Source organism: Reichenbachiella versicolor (assembly GCF_003171675.1).
GTDB classification, from domain to species: Bacteria; Bacteroidota; Bacteroidia; order Cytophagales; family Cyclobacteriaceae; genus Reichenbachiella; species Reichenbachiella versicolor.
On sequence record NZ_QFZQ01000008.1, the window covers coordinates 99,688 to 119,860 of the forward strand.

Here is a 20,173-nt window from a genome sequence, read left to right on the forward strand (position 1 = left end):
TTTATTTTCTAAACTTTAGAATTAATAATGTATAGTCGTCGGATAGTTTATCTTCCTCACAAAACGAATAGAGGTCATTAATTAAACTCTGTTGAATTGCCTCAGGAGCCAATTCAGCGTTTTGGGTTAATGTTTTGAGTAGTCTTTCAGAGCCATATTGCTCTTTGTTTTTATTTGTCGCCTCGGTGATCCCGTCTGTATATAGTACCAATACATCATTTACCGCAAATTCAAACTCGTTGACTTGTACGTAGTTGTGAAACTTAGAGTTTCTTAAAATCCCAAGTCCAAGACCTTTATTCTTGAAATATGAAGCCTGACTGTCTTTTGCACTATAGAATAATGATGGACAATGTCCTGCACGAGCAAATGTGGCTTTATTCGTTTGACTATCGATTACGAAATAAGACACTGTAATAAATGATGTTTGCTCCAGACACCTACTCAAAGCGTCATTGGCATAGACCATGAAATCTTCAGGATTAAGGTCTAGATGAACTAAGCTATGAAAGATACCTTTCATTTGTGCCATATGAAATGCAGCTGAAGTTCCTTTACCAGAGACGTCTCCGATAATCAAAGCTGTGCGGTGATCGTCCAATTCGAAAATATCATAATAATCACCCCCTACTTCATCAGCAGCCTGAGTAAAAGCATGTATGTCAAATGCCTCATGTTGCACAAGCTTATCAGGTAGTAGTTGTCGCTGAACTCTGTTTGCTATTTTTAATTCTTCTTGATATCGTTCATTTGTTAGGGCTTCTTGTAGTAATCGGAAGTTTTCAATTGAGACATTGGCTTGATTCACAAAGGTATCAATGATGTCAATCATTTCTTTGTTGAAGCCATCATTTACCTCTTTAAGTAAAACTAGTTTTCCAATTTTTTCACCCTTAACATTGACAGGAAACTGAAGTACTGATTTATAATCAGGATGTTTTATGTTGGCAGTTAGTTTAATCTGATCATTGTTTTGATCAAACTCTGAGTTGAGTATTTTTTTGAATCTACTGCTTTCAACAGCGGATTTGATTTTTGGAATTGCTGTTTTTTCTATTCTGTCTGTTAAAGTAACGTTGATGTTTTTAGATTCATCTCTAATTTCTATCCAAGCTGCTTCACTGAATACGGCGCTCGTAGCACTTTCCATGAGTATTTCATAGACTTTCTCTTCACTTTCACCAGCTGGAATGGATTGGCTTAATCTTTGAAAACTCACTGCTTCATCTAATTTTCTTTCAAATACTGATGTTGTTGGTAAATTGAACAGTATAACTAAGAAAGAAATTGCCGCATATATGACAATGAAAGTAATCATAGAGAGTATGAAAACATTGTCGAGTAAGTCGCGAATCAATATCGACTTATCAGAGTAGAACATCAATGTGCGTACAAAGTACCAGATGTAAACTACTACCAGAAGAATGAAAAGTAAACTTCTCCACTTCTGTTTAAAATTCAAGTAAGCAATCCACTTCAGGTTAAAAGACAATACCAGACCAATAATTCCTAAAACAGCATATATCGCGATAAAAGATGGCTCATTGTAATGATGAAAGAATAAATCATATATTAAGGTAGCAAGCAGTAAGTATTCGTATATCTGCCAAGTAGCTAGAAGAGATTTGGTTTTTTGGTAAAGGATTAATCGTTTCCAGACTACGTAGGTAGAAGACACGAACCCAATTATCAACCCCATGTTAATATGGTAGAAGAAGTTGATAATAATGCTATTCTCAGTTAGTCTATGTCCATCTAGAATATTGAAGAAAAACTCAATTACTAGGGTCACTATCGTGGTTACTAATCCAAAAACAAATACTTTCCAGAGAAGATCTACGAAATTGACACTTTCAGCCTTACTAATGCTGTATCTGTAGTAAATCAGAATGGCACAAATAAAGAAAGCTAGTAAAAGATTAGATATGATGTTTGGAAGACCAAAGGCGATCTCATTTTTTTCACTAAAAGCTGCCATTAAATCTACTATGGTCAAAAGTGACCAAAAGATCGTTGCAAAAATGACGCTAAGGCGGATTATCCCTTTTTGAGAGAGCATCTATATTAGTGAATATTCAGTTTGTAATCAAGCAATGATGCCTTGAACGCAGCAATTTAGTAATTATTGGAGATTACAAACAAAAAACGGATCATACTCAGTACGATCCGTTTAGATTTTTTAAAGAAATTCAGTTTGAATTATCTTGAATAATTTGGTGCTTCTCGGGTTATATGTACATCATGAGGGTGAGATTCCTTCATTCCTGACCCGGTAATTTTTACAAATTTGGCTTTCTTCAAGTCTTCAATTGATCCTGCTCCACAATATCCCATTCCAGCTTTAAGACCACCAGTCATTTGGTAAAGAACTTCAGCCACCATGCCTTTGTAAGGGACACGTCCTACAATTCCTTCAGGTACTAGTTTCTTTACATCATCTTCAGCATCTTGGAAATACCTGTCCTTTGACCCGTCTTCCATTGCTTCCAATGACCCCATACCTCGGTAAGTCTTGAATTTTCGACCCTCATAAATTATTACTTCTCCGGGAGCTTCTTCTGTACCTCCAAGTAAGCTACCAATCATGATGCAGTTGCCCCCTGCAGCTATTGCCTTTACAAAATCGCCAGAAAATCTGATACCTCCGTCAGCGATAATAGGAATTCCTCTTCCTTCAACGGCTTTAGCTGCCTCGTACACAGCCGATAGTTGTGGCATACCTACACCAGCTATAATTCTAGTCGTACAAATAGATCCAGGTCCTACACCTACTTTTATGGCATCTGCTCCTGCATCCGCTAATGCCACAGCGGCTTCGGCAGTTGCTATGTTTCCAACTATTACATCAATATCAAATTTTTGTTTGATTCTCTTACAAGTATCGATAACACCTTTTGAATGACCGTGGGCAGTATCTATTGAGATTACATCTACACCCGCTTCAATAAGCTTTTGTACCCTTTCCTCGATATCTGGAGTCACTCCTACAGCTGCACCTACTCTAAGACGGCCGAATTCATCCTTACACGCGTTAGGTTTATCTTTATTTTTAAGAATATCTTTGTAAGTGATTAATCCAGTCAATTTTCCTTCAGAATCTACAATAGGAAGCTTTTCTATTCTGTGGTCTTGTAAGATACTCTCTGCCTCATTCAATCCAATCTTGTCTGTTGCTGTGACTAGATTATCAGAGGTCATGATTTCTTTGATTAACTGATCTTTATTCTTTTGAAATCTAAGATCTCTATTAGTTATAATCCCTATTAGTTTTTTCTCTGAGTTTACAACTGGGATACCGCCAATCTTGTATTCTCTCATTGAAGCTAGAGCATCTCGCACAGTGGCTGTTTCAGGAAGTGTGACTGGATCTAGGATCATTCCACTTTGCGACCTTTTTACTTTACGAACTTGAGCAGCTTGCTGATCAATCGTCATATTTTTGTGAATGATACCAATTCCACCCTCAAGAGCCATCGAAATAGCTAGAGCTGACTCTGTTACAGTATCCATCGCTGCGGATACTAATGGAATGTTTAATTTAATGTTTTTAGTGAGATATGTACTTGTATCAGTATCTCTCGGCAAAACCTCAGAATAACCCGGAAGTAATAGAACATCGTCGTAAGTGAGGGCTTCGAAAACAAGCTTGGAATTATCGAAATGCATGGGCAAATAACTGTTTTTATTTGCCGTGCAAAGCTAGGATTTTTTAGAAATTAAAAGCCACTCTTTTCATGATATCTTTTTTAAGATTTGAGACTATTTACGACAATTAGTTTAATTATTTAAAAACGATCTAAATTACATCGTTGACTTGTAAACGACAACACTATTTTTCTATTTGTAATAATTTTGCAGTCAACATAAATCATTATGCATAATCAGTTCAAAGCAATTAGTCTTTCTTACAAAAATGCACCAATAGAAATTAGAGAAAAGGTGTCTTTGGATGAAGCTTCTACCAAAAAGCTTCTTGATATGATCGCTGAATGCAGTGAAATAAGTGAGGCGTTAGTCCTTTCTACTTGTAATAGAACTGAAATTTACTACGCTAGCAATACTTCTAAGAAAGAATTGTTAGTAAAGCTTCTGTCTCTAGTGAAAGGGCTAGGTGACAGTGCTGAGTATTTGCAATATTTTATTGATTTAGATACCAATGAGGTTGCTATCAATCACTTATATGCTGTATCTATTGGTTTAGAAGCACAAGTCGTTGGAGATCTTCAGATCATCAATCAAGTAAAGAAAGCTTATCAGTGGTCTGCCGATCAAGAAATGGCTGGTCCATTTGTTCATAGATTACTCCATTCCATTTTTTATACCAATAAAAGAGTTGTACAAGAAACTGCATTTAGAGACGGGGCTGCGTCAGTATCCTATGCTACTGTTGATCTAGTTCAAGAGCTCACACAGGCTTTAGAAACACCTAGAATTTTAGTTGTAGGTCTTGGAGAGATTGGTGAAGATGTAGCTCGTAATCTTGATAACTTGTCAACAAAGCATGTGATGCTTTGTAACAGAAGTATCGAAAGGTCAGAGGCTCTAGCTCAAGAACTAGGATATGAAGTAGTGAAATTTGAGGATGTAGCTTTAGCTGCTATAGAGGCTGATGTAATCATTTCTTCTGTAAATATTTCTGAGCCCTTAATAGTTAAAAAGTGGTTTACTGACTTACACAGTCATAAATATCTTTTCGATTTATCAGTACCTAGAAGTATTGAGGAGGATATTGAGAACATCAACGGATTGTTACTATACAATATAGATAATATTACAGCTAAGGCTAATGCTGTATTAGAAAGAAGATTAGCAGCAATACCAGATGTGAATTCGATTATAGCCGATGCTATTAAAGAGTTTGGGACTTGGGCTCAAGAAATGGGAGTATCTCCTGTTATTAATAAGCTTAAAAATGCTTTAGAAGAAATTCGCCAAGCAGAAATTTCTAGATACGTAAAAAAATTGACTCCAAAAGAATCTGACCTAGTGGATACTGTGACCAAGAGTATGATGCAAAAAATCATCAAGTTACCAGTGCTTCAGTTAAAAGCGGCATGTAAAAGAGGTGAAGAAGAGTCTTTAGTAGAAGTATTAAATGATCTTTTCAATCTCGAGAAAACAAAGTCTGAGGAAGTAAAGAAATAGTAGTGAGTTCAGTTCCTTTGCCTATCAGAGGTTTTTTTTTAATTCTAGTATTTACTTTTTCTACCCTTCACTTTTCTCTGGCCACTGACGTTGTAGAGATTTTTCTTAAAAATGGAAAGTTTGGTATTAGAGATGCTGAGGGTAATACCTTAATAACTCCCCAATATGAAAAAATAGGGTGGAGTAATGGACTGCAGCTTCCAGTTGGTGATGTCATTGGCTATAATGATGGAAATGGTTGGGGGCTTATGACAATCAAGGGAAAGCATATCTCTGATTCTCGATATTATACATTAGAGGGAGTTCACAAAGGGTTGATTTTTGCGTCGGTAATAGGGAGGTTTTCGAATGAGTTATTATACGGAGTACTGAACTTCAAGGGAGATGTACAAGTTGACTTCAAATATCATTCTATACAAAAATCTGGTGAGCTGCTGATCGTATCGAATAGGACTGGTCAGGGTTCCTACTTTGGATTGATTAACAGCTATGGTAAAGAAGTACTTCCTTCGAAATATAGTTTAGTAGAGAATTTCAATAATAATGTTTATACCTACACGATAGCTTCTGGTAAAAAGGGATTAATTGATACTGATGGCAGAGTACTGATAGAACCATTATTGAATTCAATAGAACCATTAGAAAGTGGGAAAGCTGTGATCCAAGAAGGAGGTTCATATGGAATAATCGATGTCAAGGGCAAGATCACAGTACCCCCTAGATTCAAGTCTATAGGGGAAGACCGCGTGAGTTTTCAAAAGTATCTATTAAAGGGTTGGAAAAATACAATTGTCGAGTTTGAAGCGGATTCCGTATTGCCAGCTTCAGAATCAATGGTTGCGGTTTTTAGAAATGCGGTTTTGCGTTTTGAGAATTTGGATACGGTGGTCAATGAGTTTTCTTCTGTAAAGCGTTATGAGAAAAATGAAGATTTGATAGTGGTTGAGACTGAGTCAACTATTAATGTACTTGATGGAAAAGGAAATATCCTTGTAGGTGGAGACTTGGAAAATGTGATGCTTGACGAATATTATATTTATACTCAACAAAGCGGTAAATGGAGTATTTACGACCACCTCGGGAAATTGATTTCTAAATGGGCATTAGCTGATGTTAAAGTATCAAATGATCCGCTTGTACCTGTTAAAAAAGGAAAGTACTGGGGGTATATGAATCAAGATGGGAACCTTAAAATCAGTGCCAAGTTTGATGATGCAGAACCTTTCAAAGAAAAGGTAGCAATAGTAAACTACCTTGGTTTTGCAATGATGATCAATCGAAAAGGAGACATTATAATTGATAGAAACGCTGATAAGATGTCATTCCAAAGTGGAGGTTATATTCTGGCTAAATCCAACCAACGTACCGACATTTTCAGCCCTGAAGGTTTTCGAGTATATCAAACATACAATGAGTTAGTACCAGCTTTTAATGGGTACTTAGAGGTAACAGAATCTGGACAATACGGTTATGTGACTTTGGGAGGTAACGAGGCTTTACTCCCTATATATGATACGATAAGATACTTAGGCGGAAGATTTTTAGAAATCACACAAGAAGATAAGGTAGGGTTAGCTCGGTTGGATGGAGTTATTTTGATCCAACCTAGTACACGTTATCAACAGATTCGTGATGTCAATGAAGGAAAGATATCTGTTAAGATTAATAATAGCTGGGGATTTGTCAATCTACAAGAACAATTATTGATTGCTAACCGATATGATAATGTATTCTCTTTTAATAATGGTATGGCGATCGTGAGTATGAATGGAAGTTGGGGAATGATTGACACTCAAGAGAGAATTATTGTACAGCCGAATATTGATAAAATAATGCCATGTGAAAAAGGTACAATTATTATTCAAAGAGATGGAAAACAAGGTGTTTTAACCGACCAAGGTAAGATGATAATAGAGCCGGTGCATGATGAAATAGTTAGATGTATGGATGGCGCTCTTATTGTCAGAGATGGTGAAAAATTTGGTGTGTTTTTAGCTACTGGAGAGCAAGTAATGCCGATTTCATTTGATAGTGTAATTCAAACAATGAATCATTCATTCATCGCTAAGCGTCGAGGGAAGTATGCTTTGATTAATACAGAGGGCAATTTTGAACTCCATTTAAAATACAATCAGATTACTGAATATTCTGATGGTTTTTATTTGTGCCAACTAGCAGGTAAATAAAACTAAGTATTAAAATGCTGATTGTTCAGTAATCTATTCTGTCCTCTTACATTTTTAAAGGGCAATTTGCCTCTTGTTTTTATAGTCTTAAATTTAACTGATTCTAAATTTAAGACATAGGACCCACAACAACCCTTCTCACTTGATCTACATTTAAGTATTGCTTAATTGAGCTTTGAAGTTTGTCTACATCAAAGGACTTTAATGATTCAAAATACCTTTCATAGTGTTCATAACCAGCTCCTATGTTATGAATCTGCATGAATTTACCCATGAGCTTAAATGGAGTAGTTACTGAAGAATAGAATGTACCTGATAAATAATTAACAACCATTTCTATTTCTTCTTCTGTAGTAGGTTGATTTATAATTTTCTCAATCTCTTTAAATGTTTCGTTAATTGTGTCTTCTGCATATTCTCCTTTTACATCCGTGCTGATAAGAAGAAATGAAGCATGATTCAAATGAACAGGGTAGGAATGAATACCGTATGTATAACCTTTTTCTTCTCGTATATTTTTCATTAGTCTCGATCCAAAATAGCCACCTAAAAGTGTATTGGATATGGCTAAGTCAAAATAACCTTGGTCAAGTTTACTGGGTATATGCCAAGCTAATTTGATTGATGATTGTAGATTATCTGGGCGATTTATTTCGATTTGTTTTTCCATACCGGAAATGGCAGGATTGGCTTTCTCTTCATTTAGTAGAAAAGGGAAAGTCAACTTGTCTTGGGTCAGTTTAAGAAGCTCGTCATCTATTTTGCCAGATAGAAATAGCTCAGGGCAGTTGAAGAATTTTTCATTGAAGTAGGTTGTTAGCTGATTTCTTTGAATGGACTGAATATTTTCCTCTTGAATAGCTTTGCCATACGGATGGTCTAAACCATAAAGTGATTCGCGAATTTTTTTCGAAGCAACCATACTCGTTTTGGAGTTGTTGACTCGATGTTCGTTCAAACGAATTTGTTTGAGAGTCTCAAGCTCTTTTTCTGGGAAGGTTGGTTCAGTCAGTATTTCGTTGAATAAATCAAGTACTTGACTATAGTTTCTTGTCAAACTATAAATATTGAAAGAAACGTCATCAAATCCCGGATCTATTTCTATGAATGCACCTAGTGCCTGAAACGCCTCTGATAGTTCATGGGCAGTTTTGGATTTTGTGCCCTCCATGAGCATTTTGGCTACAAACCATGATTCAGCAAGAAAAGACTCATACCAAATTCCAGATTTTAGTTTGAGTTGTAACTTGACTATAGATTGCTCACCAGCATTGATGTAATAGGTTGGGATTCTACTTCCTTCAACTTTTTGCGCTTCTGCAAAAGGAGAATAAAAAAGCTCCCCCGAAGGAGGAGCTACAGTTCTGTCTAATGTCATAGATATTAGTTTTGCTGATCTTCTTCTTTAGTTACCATCCAGATCAATGTAAATCTGATAGTCTCAGCAAGTGGATTATTTTGATCGCCAGGTATCAAATAAGACATATCTAGACCAAAGGTCTGATATCTAATACCTAAACCTAAAGAAGCATACTGACGACCTCCTTTTTCTTTGTTTTCGTAAAAATATCCAGCTCTTGCTGAGAAAATATTTCTGTACCAATATTCAGCACCAGAAGAGACCGTAAATTCTTTTACTTCCTCAGAAAAGCCATCAGGTGCATCAGAGAATGAACCGAACATTCCAGCAATCAAATTTCTATCTGGGTCTTCACCTTTTTCTATTACACGTTCATTATTATTATCAAATACTGGATTGCCATCTTCATCTTCAGCATAAACAGGTGGTGTTGGTACCAATAGCTTGTTAAGATCAACAGCTAAGGTGAGAGAGTTATACGGATCAAGCTCTAGTTTTAACGAAGTACCGATTCTTAGATTGACAGGGATAAAATCTTCTTGTTCAGCATTTCCAGTATATGACATTTTTTGACCAATATTAGAAATATGTGCACCAAATGCATATTCAGCGTTTGTCCTACCTAGAGTCACAGGTTTGGTATAGTAAGTTCCTAAATCTACTGCTACACTGGAAGCAACTTTATCTTGACCACCTGACGGCCCTACTAAGTTAGATGCCACATATCTCATAGAAACACCTATACCCCAGTTATTACTTAATTTCCTTGAGTACGTGCCATCAAAAGCAAATTCACGTGGATTATCTTCTCCTAATTGAACACCTTCAATATCAGTAAGGTAAATCTTACCTAAGTCAAAATATCTCATAGATATTCCTACAGTTTGGACCTTGTCAATTTTATAGAAGCCAGATAGGTAAGTCAGTCCCATATCTGGAACAATGTTCTTTAGCCACGGAGAGTATGAAAGTGATCCTCCAAAACTACCATCAATAAATGCCAATTTACCATTATTCCAATGTGCACTATTGATATCTGGGCTGGTGGCTGCTCCAACATCCCCCATACCACTCGCTCGTGAATCTGGTGCGATAGATAAGAATGGAACCGCAGTCAAAATAACTCTATAGTCTGGGTCTGTAGTACCTCCACCGATGGTTTGAGCGTTAGTAGACAACGTTGCCAACATGGCAATGAGTCCAAGTATGCTGAATTTAATCCTGTAGTTTTTCATCTTTTTGTTGTTGCGATAATACGGAGCTTGACTTTACTGAACGACCAGCCTTTGATAAGCATGAGCTTTAGCATTGTCAAAAGTACTCTGTACTTGAATCTTATATATATATGTTCCTTGATTTAATCTGTTGCCCCAAGCATCTCTTCCATCCCACATCAAATTATCAATGACCGGAGGACTATCGAGGTAACGATACTCCTTTTTTAAAATTTCCTGTCCTTGAAAATTAGTGATACAAATCTGAATATTCAACTCCTCACCAACTCTATCGTGTTGAAATTTAAAATAGGTATTATCGAGTAGTATAGGATTTGGATATACTCTCACTAAATCTAACTTGACTTGGTTTTTAGTAGTAACGTAGAATGTAACGGTTTTTTCAGAGCGATTATTGTAGTTGTCAAAAGCTTCAAGAGTAAGAGTATGCTTGCCTTCTTCCAGATTTTGAATAGGATATGATACCCAGCCTTCTTGATAAGTATCAATGCTTGAAGTAAAAAATTCGTTGATAACTATGGGTTGATTATCATCAAGATACATAACAATATCGTTGTTAAATCCCATATTTGAAATGTTGATGCCGTTTTCATCAAAAAGTTTAGCAACCAAAACAGAGTTGACAGGTACAGTGCCACCATTTACAAAATCAGTATCATTGATATATACATCTATAGTTGGCTTCGTATTGTCAACTTCGTAGTTGTCTGCAGTTCCCCCTACGATTACGTCTGAGAAAGCGCCAAAAGCATCTCGGTTAAACTCTGAGTCAACAGCATACATGCTTACTTTTCCTTTTTCAAAAGAGTAATTGATGTTTTTTGGAATAACAAATTCAGCATTGAAACTACCTTCAGAGACTGTCACATCTCCTCTAAAAAGCAATACATCTTCTACAAAGTAAGTATCCGCATTACTTTCGTCACCATATGTTTTAAAAACACCTGGTTGATCATAAATAGTAATGGTAGCAACTCCATTAAAATTACTATCTTTTTCCCCATTAATCAGGACTTGTCCTGTCACACCGTGCTTTCCAAGTGCCTTAATTGTATCAGGCTGATCGAGATTATTGTCATTGATAGAAGTTAAAACCATATGCTGTTGAGGTACTAAAAGCCTCATACTTGCATCTCCGAGCAAAGAGTAATTTCTATTTCTGACACCTCGGAAGCTGTTGTTTTTAGTATTCATCATGATCTCGCCTAGGCGATGATATTTGTTTTCAGGTTGATCAAGAAAAGCCTCATAGAATGCCTTATTGATTTCTTCATTACTACTTGAGTATACCGATCGAGTAGAAGTTAGCATTCCTATTGCACCACCTTTTGGACTAAGTACTAGTTTTTCGCCTCCTGATGTAAGTCTAGGGTTGTCAAATACTCCAAAGTTACATGTAGCCGTAATAAAGAACGGAGTATAAAGCCTGTTATTAAGTTTAGTAATCATTTCATCAGTTAACAAGAATTCATGAGCCAATCGAGCCGTATTCCCATGTCCAGTATAATTCATGATAAGATTACCTCTAGAAAAATGATCGAGTAAAGCTTGACTAGCATCAGGACTATTCTGACCGCTAGGTGCATCTTCTTGTTTATAGGCATCTACAAAAAGCAGAGAGCAATTAAATTCATCAGACTGTTGGTGTACATAGTTTTTCAAATCATTAGCAGCTGATTGGTGAATGTTAGCATCTCCATCATCGGCTATAAAAGTGAAGTGTTGACGCCACTTGCCATAATTGTAGAGACTAGATTCATATCTTCTTAGTTTAATAAGGTATGCTTCAGCCTCTTCGATCTTTTGAATAGGTATTCGTCCAATACCTATATCAAGAGTATGATTATCGGTACTATTGGTAGTTTCTAACCATTCCCCTTCGTCTTCTTCTAAGAAGCCATAATAATCATCCGATCCATATGAATTTACCTCATGAATAGAATTTCGTGATTGGTAGTTAGGTACGAAATTAGTAAAGTTGATTTCACGGTTTTTGTAATCAAAAGAAGCATCACCAACTAGTGTTACAAATTTTAAATCTCCATACTTTGAGTGTTGATCTTTGATAAAATCTCGAATAGCAGATACATCTTGACGACCTGAAGAATATTCATTGTAAATTTTATCAACAGTAACTACGGCTGTGCTCATTTGATCCTGTTCAGTTCGAAATGAAGCTATTTGTTTAACAACATTTTCAAAATTGACATGTGTAATGTAGATCACCTCTGCACTAGGAAGACCATGTAAATTCTGGTTGCTGACGGCGGAATGATAAATTGGAGATTTGGCTTGAGAAGGGTTAAATACGATGAACCTAGTTTGTTCTTCCTTGGCTAGGAACTTTGCTGTGTTGCCCGATATAGAAAGATTTACTGTTGTAGGCTGAGAGTAGTCACTTAAATTCCAAACCTGAGTATTTGAAGTCACATTTTTGATTTCGTAAAACGAACCTGCTTCTTCCACATGTACTAGAAGTTGTCCACTTGATAAATTCAGGTTGTTTCGGGTAACAATGTGCAAGTAGTCTAGATACCCTTTAGACGCAGTGTTATTATTGAATACAATAGATGCTTTTATTCCAGAGGACCATCCCGAAGTATTATTGGTGTTGGTTGAAAAAAGTCCTGATTGGATATCAGCGACATTATCATACTCGATATCTGGCACTGGAGTCATTTCAACATTCCCAATATTCATGCCGCCTAGAATTATATCAAAATTGGAATCTTGTTTGTCCCTTGAGACTAACTGATATTGAACAATTACTTCTGATCCATCGACTACGTCCAAACTAGGGTAAGTAATATTGGTAATCTTGCTTGATTGAGTCATCAGGTGACCGACAAACATTCTACCTGATCCAGAATTGCCACTAGCAGCAAGTAAGTTATCCTCATCTAATTCGTAAGGAGTTAATTTTAGATACGAAGTCTTAGGATTACTACCATCAGTTAGATTGTCTGATTGTTCTATTCTTCGTGCATTCTCTTTGATGGTGATGAAATAGAATGATGTATCGCTATAGAAATTCTTTTCGAAGGTTAAGGTTTGACTGTCTTGATCAAAAAATAATCCATTAGAGCTTTTCCCATAGAAATAGATCCCATCATCGGATCCGAAGTTGCCATCAGATAGTCCTTCAGTATAAACTGGAATCTCAATCAAGTCATCTGGACGAGCTTCACTATTTCTTTGTGGAAGTATACCATTTACACTATTTCCAAAAACAGCTATTTTGTTGGCGTCAATATTTGAAGGGTCCCAGCCTAATTGTCGGATCAAATTTTGATCTATTTTGTGAATTCCATCTTCGAGTACTGCGATTTTGTACCACTCACCTTCAGACAATACAGACCTGTCAGTAGCCGAATGAGCTGCTGTAAAGCCTAGAATGAATAAACATGTTAGAATTAATCTCATGAAGTAATAATTACTATATCAATACACGAAGTTTTAAACAATTGTTCCTTTGAGAGGAGTGGTTGACGCTGGTAGACTATTGTTATTCGGGTAAAGATTTATCCTATAGAAATTATTTATTAGAGTCGAAAAGAGAAGCTAATATAGAAATAATGACGTAAAGCACAATAATCAATGGCAGTGCAATCCATTTGAATGTCACTAATAAACCGATGCTAATAAGGATAGTAACGTATTTATTTTGGTTTCCTTGCCATCCATAGCCTTTGAATTTTAAAGCAATCATTTTGATTTCTGAGACCAACAATAAAGCCATCGATACAGACATGATCACTAGAATTATCGGATTATTGACAATTTCACCAAAAACTTCATGAGCAATCAAAAGTGGAAGTGAACAGAAAAACATAGCATTGGCAGGAGTCGGTAATCCGTAAAAAGTATCAGACTGTCTTTCATCGTTATTAAACTTTGCAAGGCGCACTCCAGAAAGAATGGCAATGATTAAAGGTGTATAGCTCCACCACCATTCAGATACTCCTAGGTTTTGTACCATTTTAAATACAACCAGACTGGGAACAAGTCCAAAAGAGAGCATGTCTGCGAGTGAATCAAGGTCTTTTCCTATCTCAGAGTATGATTTTAATAATCTGGCAGCGAATCCATCTAAAAAATCGGCTATAGCAGATAGCATAGTAAAAAAGATGACATTACTGAGGCTGCCTTGAAAAACCTCTATGACTGCTAAACAGCCAAAGAATATATTGCAGCAAGTAAGGAAGTTGGGAATATGTTTTTTGATATTCACGAGTTCTGATTGATAGCGCAAAAAGGATTGCTTATTTTTTCTTTTCCGATAGTTGTACTACCGCCGTGGCCAGGATAAACTACCACATCGTCTTCTAACTTGAATAGTTTTTCATGTATGCTTTTGATTAAGATATCGAAGTCCCCTCCAGGTAGATCTGTCCTACCGATACTGCCATCGAACAGCACATCTCCACCTATACATATTTTTTGATCTTTATTAAAAAACACTACATGTCCAGGAGCATGACCTGGTGTGAATAATATGTCCAATTCCGAATTACCAAACTTGATTTGATCACCTTCTTCAAAAAAACTTTCTGCTTCGACAGGATGATAACCTTGGAAGCCATATGCTGGGGCATACACTTCTACAGATTTTAAAGTCGCTTCGTCTTCTTTATGAATCTGTAAGCCTACATTGTATTTTTTCGAAATGAAAGCATTTCCAAAGACGTGATCAATATGACAGTGTGTATTCACTAATCCTACGACTTTTAGATTCATATCTTCTATGAATTCAACCAGATCGCGTTGCTCTACATCTTCATAACAGCCTGGGTCAATGATAATAGCTTCATTAGTCTCATCGTACAAGACGTACGTATTCTCCATGAATGGGTTAAATACGAAATTTTGAATTTGGATCATAGCAATAATACTTAATCCACAAATTTGTCGGTTTATTAGTCAATCACAAATAAATCCAACGCCGAAGCATTACTTACTTATCTAAAAACAGAATAGTAGAAATAAATAGTAATATGAAAATAGAAAAAGAGGTATAAAGCAGAGTAAAAAGTATGTTCAGTTTTATTCTTTCGTAAGACGTGACCTCGTTGTTCTCGTGTTTAATAAATTTAGGTTCAAAAAAACCTTCTTGAAAAACGGTTTTTAAGTCAGCTCCTTGAGTTTTTGCATAGATCAAATACCAACTATACGCAGAATAGGAGAGACAAGAAAGTATCGCTATACCTGAGATAAAAAAGATCAAATCAATAGTCATTATAAATTTTTGTCTGTGCTTATTGACATTAAAATTACAATGGGTGTTGGTTGAGTGTATAGGTTGTCAATGTGATTTTTATCAGGAGGAAATTGAAAATTAGAAACTCGGATTCTAATTCTTTTGTTGGATATCAGTAGGTATATAGTGATAAATAGAAAATTTACATTTTCAATCGCTTTATTAGATTCTTAGTCTGCAAATTTGTTCCATTGAATAGCTAATCAATTAAACATCCAGTATTGAAAGATTTCTTAATAGTCGGGCACGGTATCGCAGGAGCAGTTTTATCAAATCTATTGATAGAAAAAGGCAAGGCTATTGACGTATTGGACGAGCCAAATAAAAATATTTCTTCGATGGTGGCTGCGGGGCTCTACAATCCTATTACTGGACGAAGAATGGTTAAAACTTGGATGGCCGATTCTTTATTTCCATCCATGTTAGAAACCTATCGACGTTTAGAGAAGGTGTTATCATCGCAGTTTCTTCACGATATAGGAATTTACCGACCCTTTGTTGATATCGCGGAACAAAACGACTGGGATGCTAAGAGATCAGATGACAAATTCGCCCAGTTCATAGAAGATGTTGCGCGTGACTCTGTTTCAGAAATTGATCTCAATGATCCTCATGGAGGACTACATTTGGCACAGTCCGGATATCTAGACATTCCTGCTTTATTGTTGGCAAGTAGTGAAAGATTGAAAGCTTTGAACAGTTATAGCGAAGAAAATTTTGAAGAAGATAAATTGGAGATAGGTGATGATACTGTCTTTTACAAAGGCACAGAGTATGGGCGTGTTATCTATTGTAATGGTCTTCGAGCACAAGAATCAAAGCATTTTGGATGGTTACCATTCAGACCAGTGAAGGGAGATGTGATGATAATGAGTGGAGAAAAAGATCTTAAGAAAATTTATAATAGAGGGATTTTTATTCTTCCTAGAAAAAATAGAGAAGTAAAAGTGGGATCGACCTATCAAAATCATTTTGAGTCTATCGAACCAACCGAAAAGGGTCAAAATGAATTGTTAGAGAAGTTATCAGCTTTGTGTCATGAAAGCTTTGAAAGAAAAGAAGCTCTTGCAGGTGTCCGACCTGCGACCAAGGATAGAAGACCTTTGATTGGAAAACATCCCGAATATGGACAATTTTATCTGTTCAATGGGTTTGGTTCTAAAGGAGTTTCATTAGTACCTTATTTTGCTCATGACTTATTGAGTCATCTGATTCATGGCACAGAGATAAACGAAGATGTAAATCTTAATAGATACCTCAAAGAATATTCTAACCCTGTCAACATATCGCGCTAAAATGAAGATCAAATATCTGATCATTTTGCTATTGACTATGACTGGGTTCTTGTCTAGAGCACAGTACAAGCAGGTTGAATTTGGTCAAAACAGGGTACAGCATAAGAATTTTGACTGGCAATACTACGGTACTGAAAACTATGAAGTGCATTTTTATCGCGATGGTGAAGAGTATGCTCAAATTGCCATGGCTGAGCTTGATGAAGACTATGAAGCTATATCAGATATGATTGGTTATTCGCCATTTGCCAAAGCTCAAATTTTCGTTTATAACAATCATAGAGATCTTTTGCAAAGTAATGTAGGTGTAGGACAGCCGACTTTCACCATTGCTGGAGAAACCAGATTTGTTAAGTTGATGCTGGAGGCTGCGTATGCTGGTAGTGTTGTCGAATTCCGAAAGGAACTCAAATACAAGACCACTAAGATGCTGATGGATGATATGATGTTTGGGGGGACACTTGGTGAGGTCTTTCAAAATTCTTACTTGCTCCATATGTCAGAGTGGTTTTTGGAAGGAGCTACCAGATATGTAGCCTATGGCTGGGATATCGAGATGGATGACTATGTGAGAGATCATTTGCTATATAAGAAACTTCGACCATTTAAAAGGTTGGAAGGCGAAACAGCAGCATTAGTAGGGCAGTCCGTCTGGAACTACATTGCTGTACGATATGGCAAGAGTAACTTGAGTAATATCTTAAACCTTACCAGAATCATTAGAAATGAAGAAGTAAGTATTGCAAGTTCACTTGGGATATCCTTCGAGCAGTTCATGTTTGAGTGGGCAGATTACTATGGAGTACCTATGGAAGCCTTGAATGCTGCCTATATCGAACCGACTAAGGAAGATAGAATTGTTAAGACGTTTAACAAAGACAGCAAGCTTACCAAAATGAGAGTAAGCCCTGATGGTACGAAACTAGCATATGTCCAAAACACTGAAGGTAAGTACAAAATTGTTATCAAAAATTTAGAGAACGGTAGAGAGAATGTTGCCCATAGAGGAGGTTATACACTTATTGACCAGGAAAATTCATTTCACCTTCCCTTGATTGCATGGGCAAATGATCATCAATTAGGTATTGTAGAAAAAGATTATAATGACCTTCAACTTGTAACATTTGACTTGAATAAGGGCAACAAACAGAAAAAGACGCTAAGGAAGTTTAACATGGTCAATGATTTGAGTTACAATGACAATGGAAAGCTTGCCATTATTAGTGCAGAGACTAAAGGCCAAACCGATTTATTCCTCTTGAGTACCAGAAAAAATGCCATTAAAAGATTGACTAAAGATGGATGGGATGATTTACATCCAAGGTTTATCCCAGGTACTGATGCCATTGTCTTTAGTTCCAATCGTACCATTGATTCCCTTCGAGTACCACCAGAGTCTTCCGACGCTCCACCAGATGTTTTGAATTTGTTCGCCTACGATCTGGATACTACAAGAACACTGTTGAAAAGATTAACAAATACGTTGAGTAACGATAAACATCCTGTCGCATTGGACAAGGATAATGTGTATTATCTCAGTGATTTAAAAGGGATCAATAATATGTATAAGTATAGCTTCGTCGATGACACTTATACTCAAATCACCAATTTCCGTACGAGTATGACAGATTATGACATTAATCAATACACAAAGGATTTGGCTTTTCTGATGCTCAATAAAGGACAGGCAAAAATTTACTTAAATAGAAATTACGATTTAGAACAGACTGTTTTTCCTCCATCCACTTTAAGACAACAGGTTCGCCAAGTGGAGTATTTGAGAGAGAAGAGAGAGAGTCAAAAAACAGAAGAGCTTTTTGATGAGTTGAAGCAAGATTGGGAGATTTTCAATCCGGATAGTGTGGTAGCAGAAGAATTCTCGGATGAATATGCTTTATCAATAAATTATGAATCTACTCAAAATGAACTCAACGCAAAGAATCGTGAAGCTGAAGAAGGGTTTTTGAACCTGAACAATTATGTGTTTCAGATACCTGAAGATTCTTCTTCTGTTCAGACTGAAACCATTGAGCCAATTGGCGATGACTATGATCCATTGGACTTTTTATTTGCTGGTGATACGCTGGGAAGTAACTTTGAGAAACCACAAGGTGAAGCTACGATCATGGTGCCAGAGGATGACGGCTATATCAATTTGAATAATTACGTCTTCGGTCAGTCGAAGCCTGTCATAGACACAAAAACTGTAGGCGGTAGATCTATAGGAGCAGAATATGACCCTTTGAGTCAATATTATGATGATGGTCAGTTTGAATTAGATTCAACTATTGTACAAACTCCTGCTGATACTATATTATCTCCAGATCATTTTCAGTTTGAAGAGGAAATTCCTGAGGAAGAAGATAAGTTTTCATTCTTATCTATTTACTTGAAGATGCAAGAAGAGCCAGAAGTAGTAGGGCCACTTCCATTTGTTACCTCATTTTCAATAGACAATCTAGTGACTTCCATGGTCTTTGATCAGTATCGTGGTTTTGGCATATTGATGGAGACTCAGATGTCAGATTTGCTAGACAATCATCGATTTAATGGTGGTATGATGTTTATTACAGATTTCCAAAGTGGAGATTTTTTTGCAGAGTACAAATACCTAAAGAATCCAATAGATTATCATGCTCGCTATGATCGTAGAGTAATATTTAAAGAAGGAGATGAGCCATTTTTCAGTGATTATGGATTTCGAAATTATATCCAAAAGTATAAGATGAATACATTCACCATTGGAGCTTCCTTGCCAACTTCTGTAGCCACACGCTTTGAAGGAGATGTTTTTATGGCCTTTACAGAAGGGCAAAACTTGCATCCGGATGTATTAGCAAATAGTTTTCCAGCCTCCGACGTATTTAGCGGTTCAAGTCATGACTACGGAGGATATAGGCTTAGCTGGGTCTTTGATAGGACCGTTTCCAATGGTCTGAATTTGTTTGAAGGGGCAAGAGGTAAACTTACTTATGAGCAATACGAATGTTTTACAGATGAAAGGTTAAGCTTCAGAACACTATCTGCAGATATTAGACGCTATCAAAAAATTCATAAAGAACTGATACTAGCAGGTCGAATTTACTATGCTCGGTCATTAGGAAACAATCCAAGAACCTATATGCTGGGAGGTATGGATAATTGGATAGGAAGTAGTTCTGACAATACAGACAACCTTGATACCCCACTCAGTTTTAGCAATCATAAGGATAATTCTGAAGTGCTTTTTTCCGAATTCGTCAATCTTAGAGGATTTGATTTGAACAGGTTTAGTGGCGAAAATGTATTGACAGGTTCTGCTGAGTTGAGGTGGCCAATAGTTCAATATTTTTCTACAGGAGCGATTAAATCTGACTTTTTAAGAAATCTGATGTTCATAGGTTTTTATGATATCGGTTCTGCATGGACCGGGCCCTCACCATTCGAAGAAGGCAATTCTGTAGATACTCGTGAAGTTGGTTCTGAAGAATCTATATTCACTGCTGTTGTTCGTACAACAAGAAACCCTTGGCTAGCCAGTTATGGATTTGGAGTACGCACCGCACTCCTTGGATACTATGCTCGTTTTGATTTTGCTAAGCCTATCGAGGATTATCGAATTGGAAACATGAAATTTTACGTCACCATAGGCTACGATTTTTAATTGTAATTCAATTCTGCAAATCTTAAGTAAACAATGCAAGAAAATTTACAGT

11 protein-coding genes are annotated in these 20,173 nt (G+C 36.5%); 4 read left to right on the plus strand and 7 right to left on the minus strand.

From position 1 onward, the window contains the following. Position 1: 1 nt before the first annotated feature. Positions 2 to 1,978 carry a GAF domain-containing SpoIIE family protein phosphatase gene (locus DKG80_RS16525; protein WP_245907028.1) on the minus strand — a complete coding sequence of 659 codons (1,977 nt, stop codon included), beginning with the start codon at positions 1,976 to 1,978 and terminating at the stop codon, positions 2 to 4. Positions 1,979 to 2,199: 221 nt separating this feature from the next. After that, positions 2,200 to 3,666: an IMP dehydrogenase gene (guaB, locus tag DKG80_RS16530; RefSeq protein WP_109832480.1), complete on the minus strand. Its 1,467-nt coding sequence runs from the start codon at positions 3,664 to 3,666 to the stop codon at positions 2,200 to 2,202. Positions 3,667 to 3,873: 207 nt separating this feature from the next. On the opposite strand from guaB, the gene hemA reads away from it, so the two are divergent. Next, positions 3,874 to 5,145, plus strand: coding sequence for a glutamyl-tRNA reductase (gene hemA, locus DKG80_RS16535; protein ID WP_109832481.1), 1,272 nt, complete (start codon positions 3,874 to 3,876; stop codon positions 5,143 to 5,145). A 2-nt stretch (positions 5,146 to 5,147) separates the two neighbouring features. Then, positions 5,148 to 7,331 carry a WG repeat-containing protein gene (locus tag DKG80_RS16540; RefSeq protein WP_109832482.1) on the plus strand — a complete coding sequence of 728 codons (2,184 nt, stop codon included), beginning with the start codon at positions 5,148 to 5,150 and terminating at the stop codon, positions 7,329 to 7,331. 109 nt (positions 7,332 to 7,440) lie between these two features. Here the strand turns inward: DKG80_RS16540 and DKG80_RS16545 are convergent, their stop codons facing one another. From DKG80_RS16545 to DKG80_RS16565, 5 genes are all read right to left on the minus strand, one after another. After that, positions 7,441 to 8,709, minus strand: coding sequence for a M16 family metallopeptidase (locus DKG80_RS16545; protein ID WP_109832483.1), 1,269 nt, complete (start codon positions 8,707 to 8,709; stop codon positions 7,441 to 7,443). 5 nt (positions 8,710 to 8,714) lie between these two features. Continuing rightward, a complete protein-coding gene (porV, locus tag DKG80_RS16550; protein WP_109832484.1) occupies positions 8,715 to 9,926 on the minus strand; it encodes a type IX secretion system outer membrane channel protein PorV in 1,212 nt (403 codons plus the stop codon). A gap of 33 nt (positions 9,927 to 9,959) precedes the next feature. Then, complete coding sequence (porU, locus tag DKG80_RS16555) at positions 9,960 to 13,349, minus strand: type IX secretion system sortase PorU (RefSeq protein WP_109832485.1); 3,390 nt, start codon at positions 13,347 to 13,349, stop codon at positions 9,960 to 9,962. Between the two features lie 112 nt (positions 13,350 to 13,461). After that, the gene (gene pssA, locus DKG80_RS16560) at positions 13,462 to 14,157 is read right to left on the minus strand and encodes a CDP-diacylglycerol--serine O-phosphatidyltransferase (protein WP_162555933.1); all 696 of its coding nucleotides are present in this window, start codon (positions 14,155 to 14,157) and stop codon (positions 13,462 to 13,464) included. Beyond that, positions 14,154 to 14,807 (minus strand): MBL fold metallo-hydrolase, encoded by a 654-nt coding sequence (locus DKG80_RS16565; RefSeq protein ID WP_109832487.1) that lies wholly within the window; start codon positions 14,805 to 14,807, stop codon positions 14,154 to 14,156. The genes pssA and DKG80_RS16565 overlap by 4 nt, the downstream gene beginning before the upstream one ends. Positions 14,808 to 15,404: 597 nt before the next feature. Between DKG80_RS16565 and DKG80_RS16575 the strand changes: the two genes are divergently transcribed. Together DKG80_RS16575 and DKG80_RS16580 are read left to right on the plus strand one after the other, a co-directional pair. Further along, positions 15,405 to 16,478: an NAD(P)/FAD-dependent oxidoreductase gene (locus DKG80_RS16575; protein WP_162555934.1), complete on the plus strand. Its 1,074-nt coding sequence runs from the start codon at positions 15,405 to 15,407 to the stop codon at positions 16,476 to 16,478. Position 16,479: 1 nt separating this feature from the next. Next, a complete protein-coding gene (locus DKG80_RS16580) occupies positions 16,480 to 20,121 on the plus strand; it encodes a hypothetical protein (RefSeq protein ID WP_109832490.1) in 3,642 nt (1,213 codons plus the stop codon). The last annotated feature ends 52 nt before the right edge of the window (positions 20,122 to 20,173 follow it).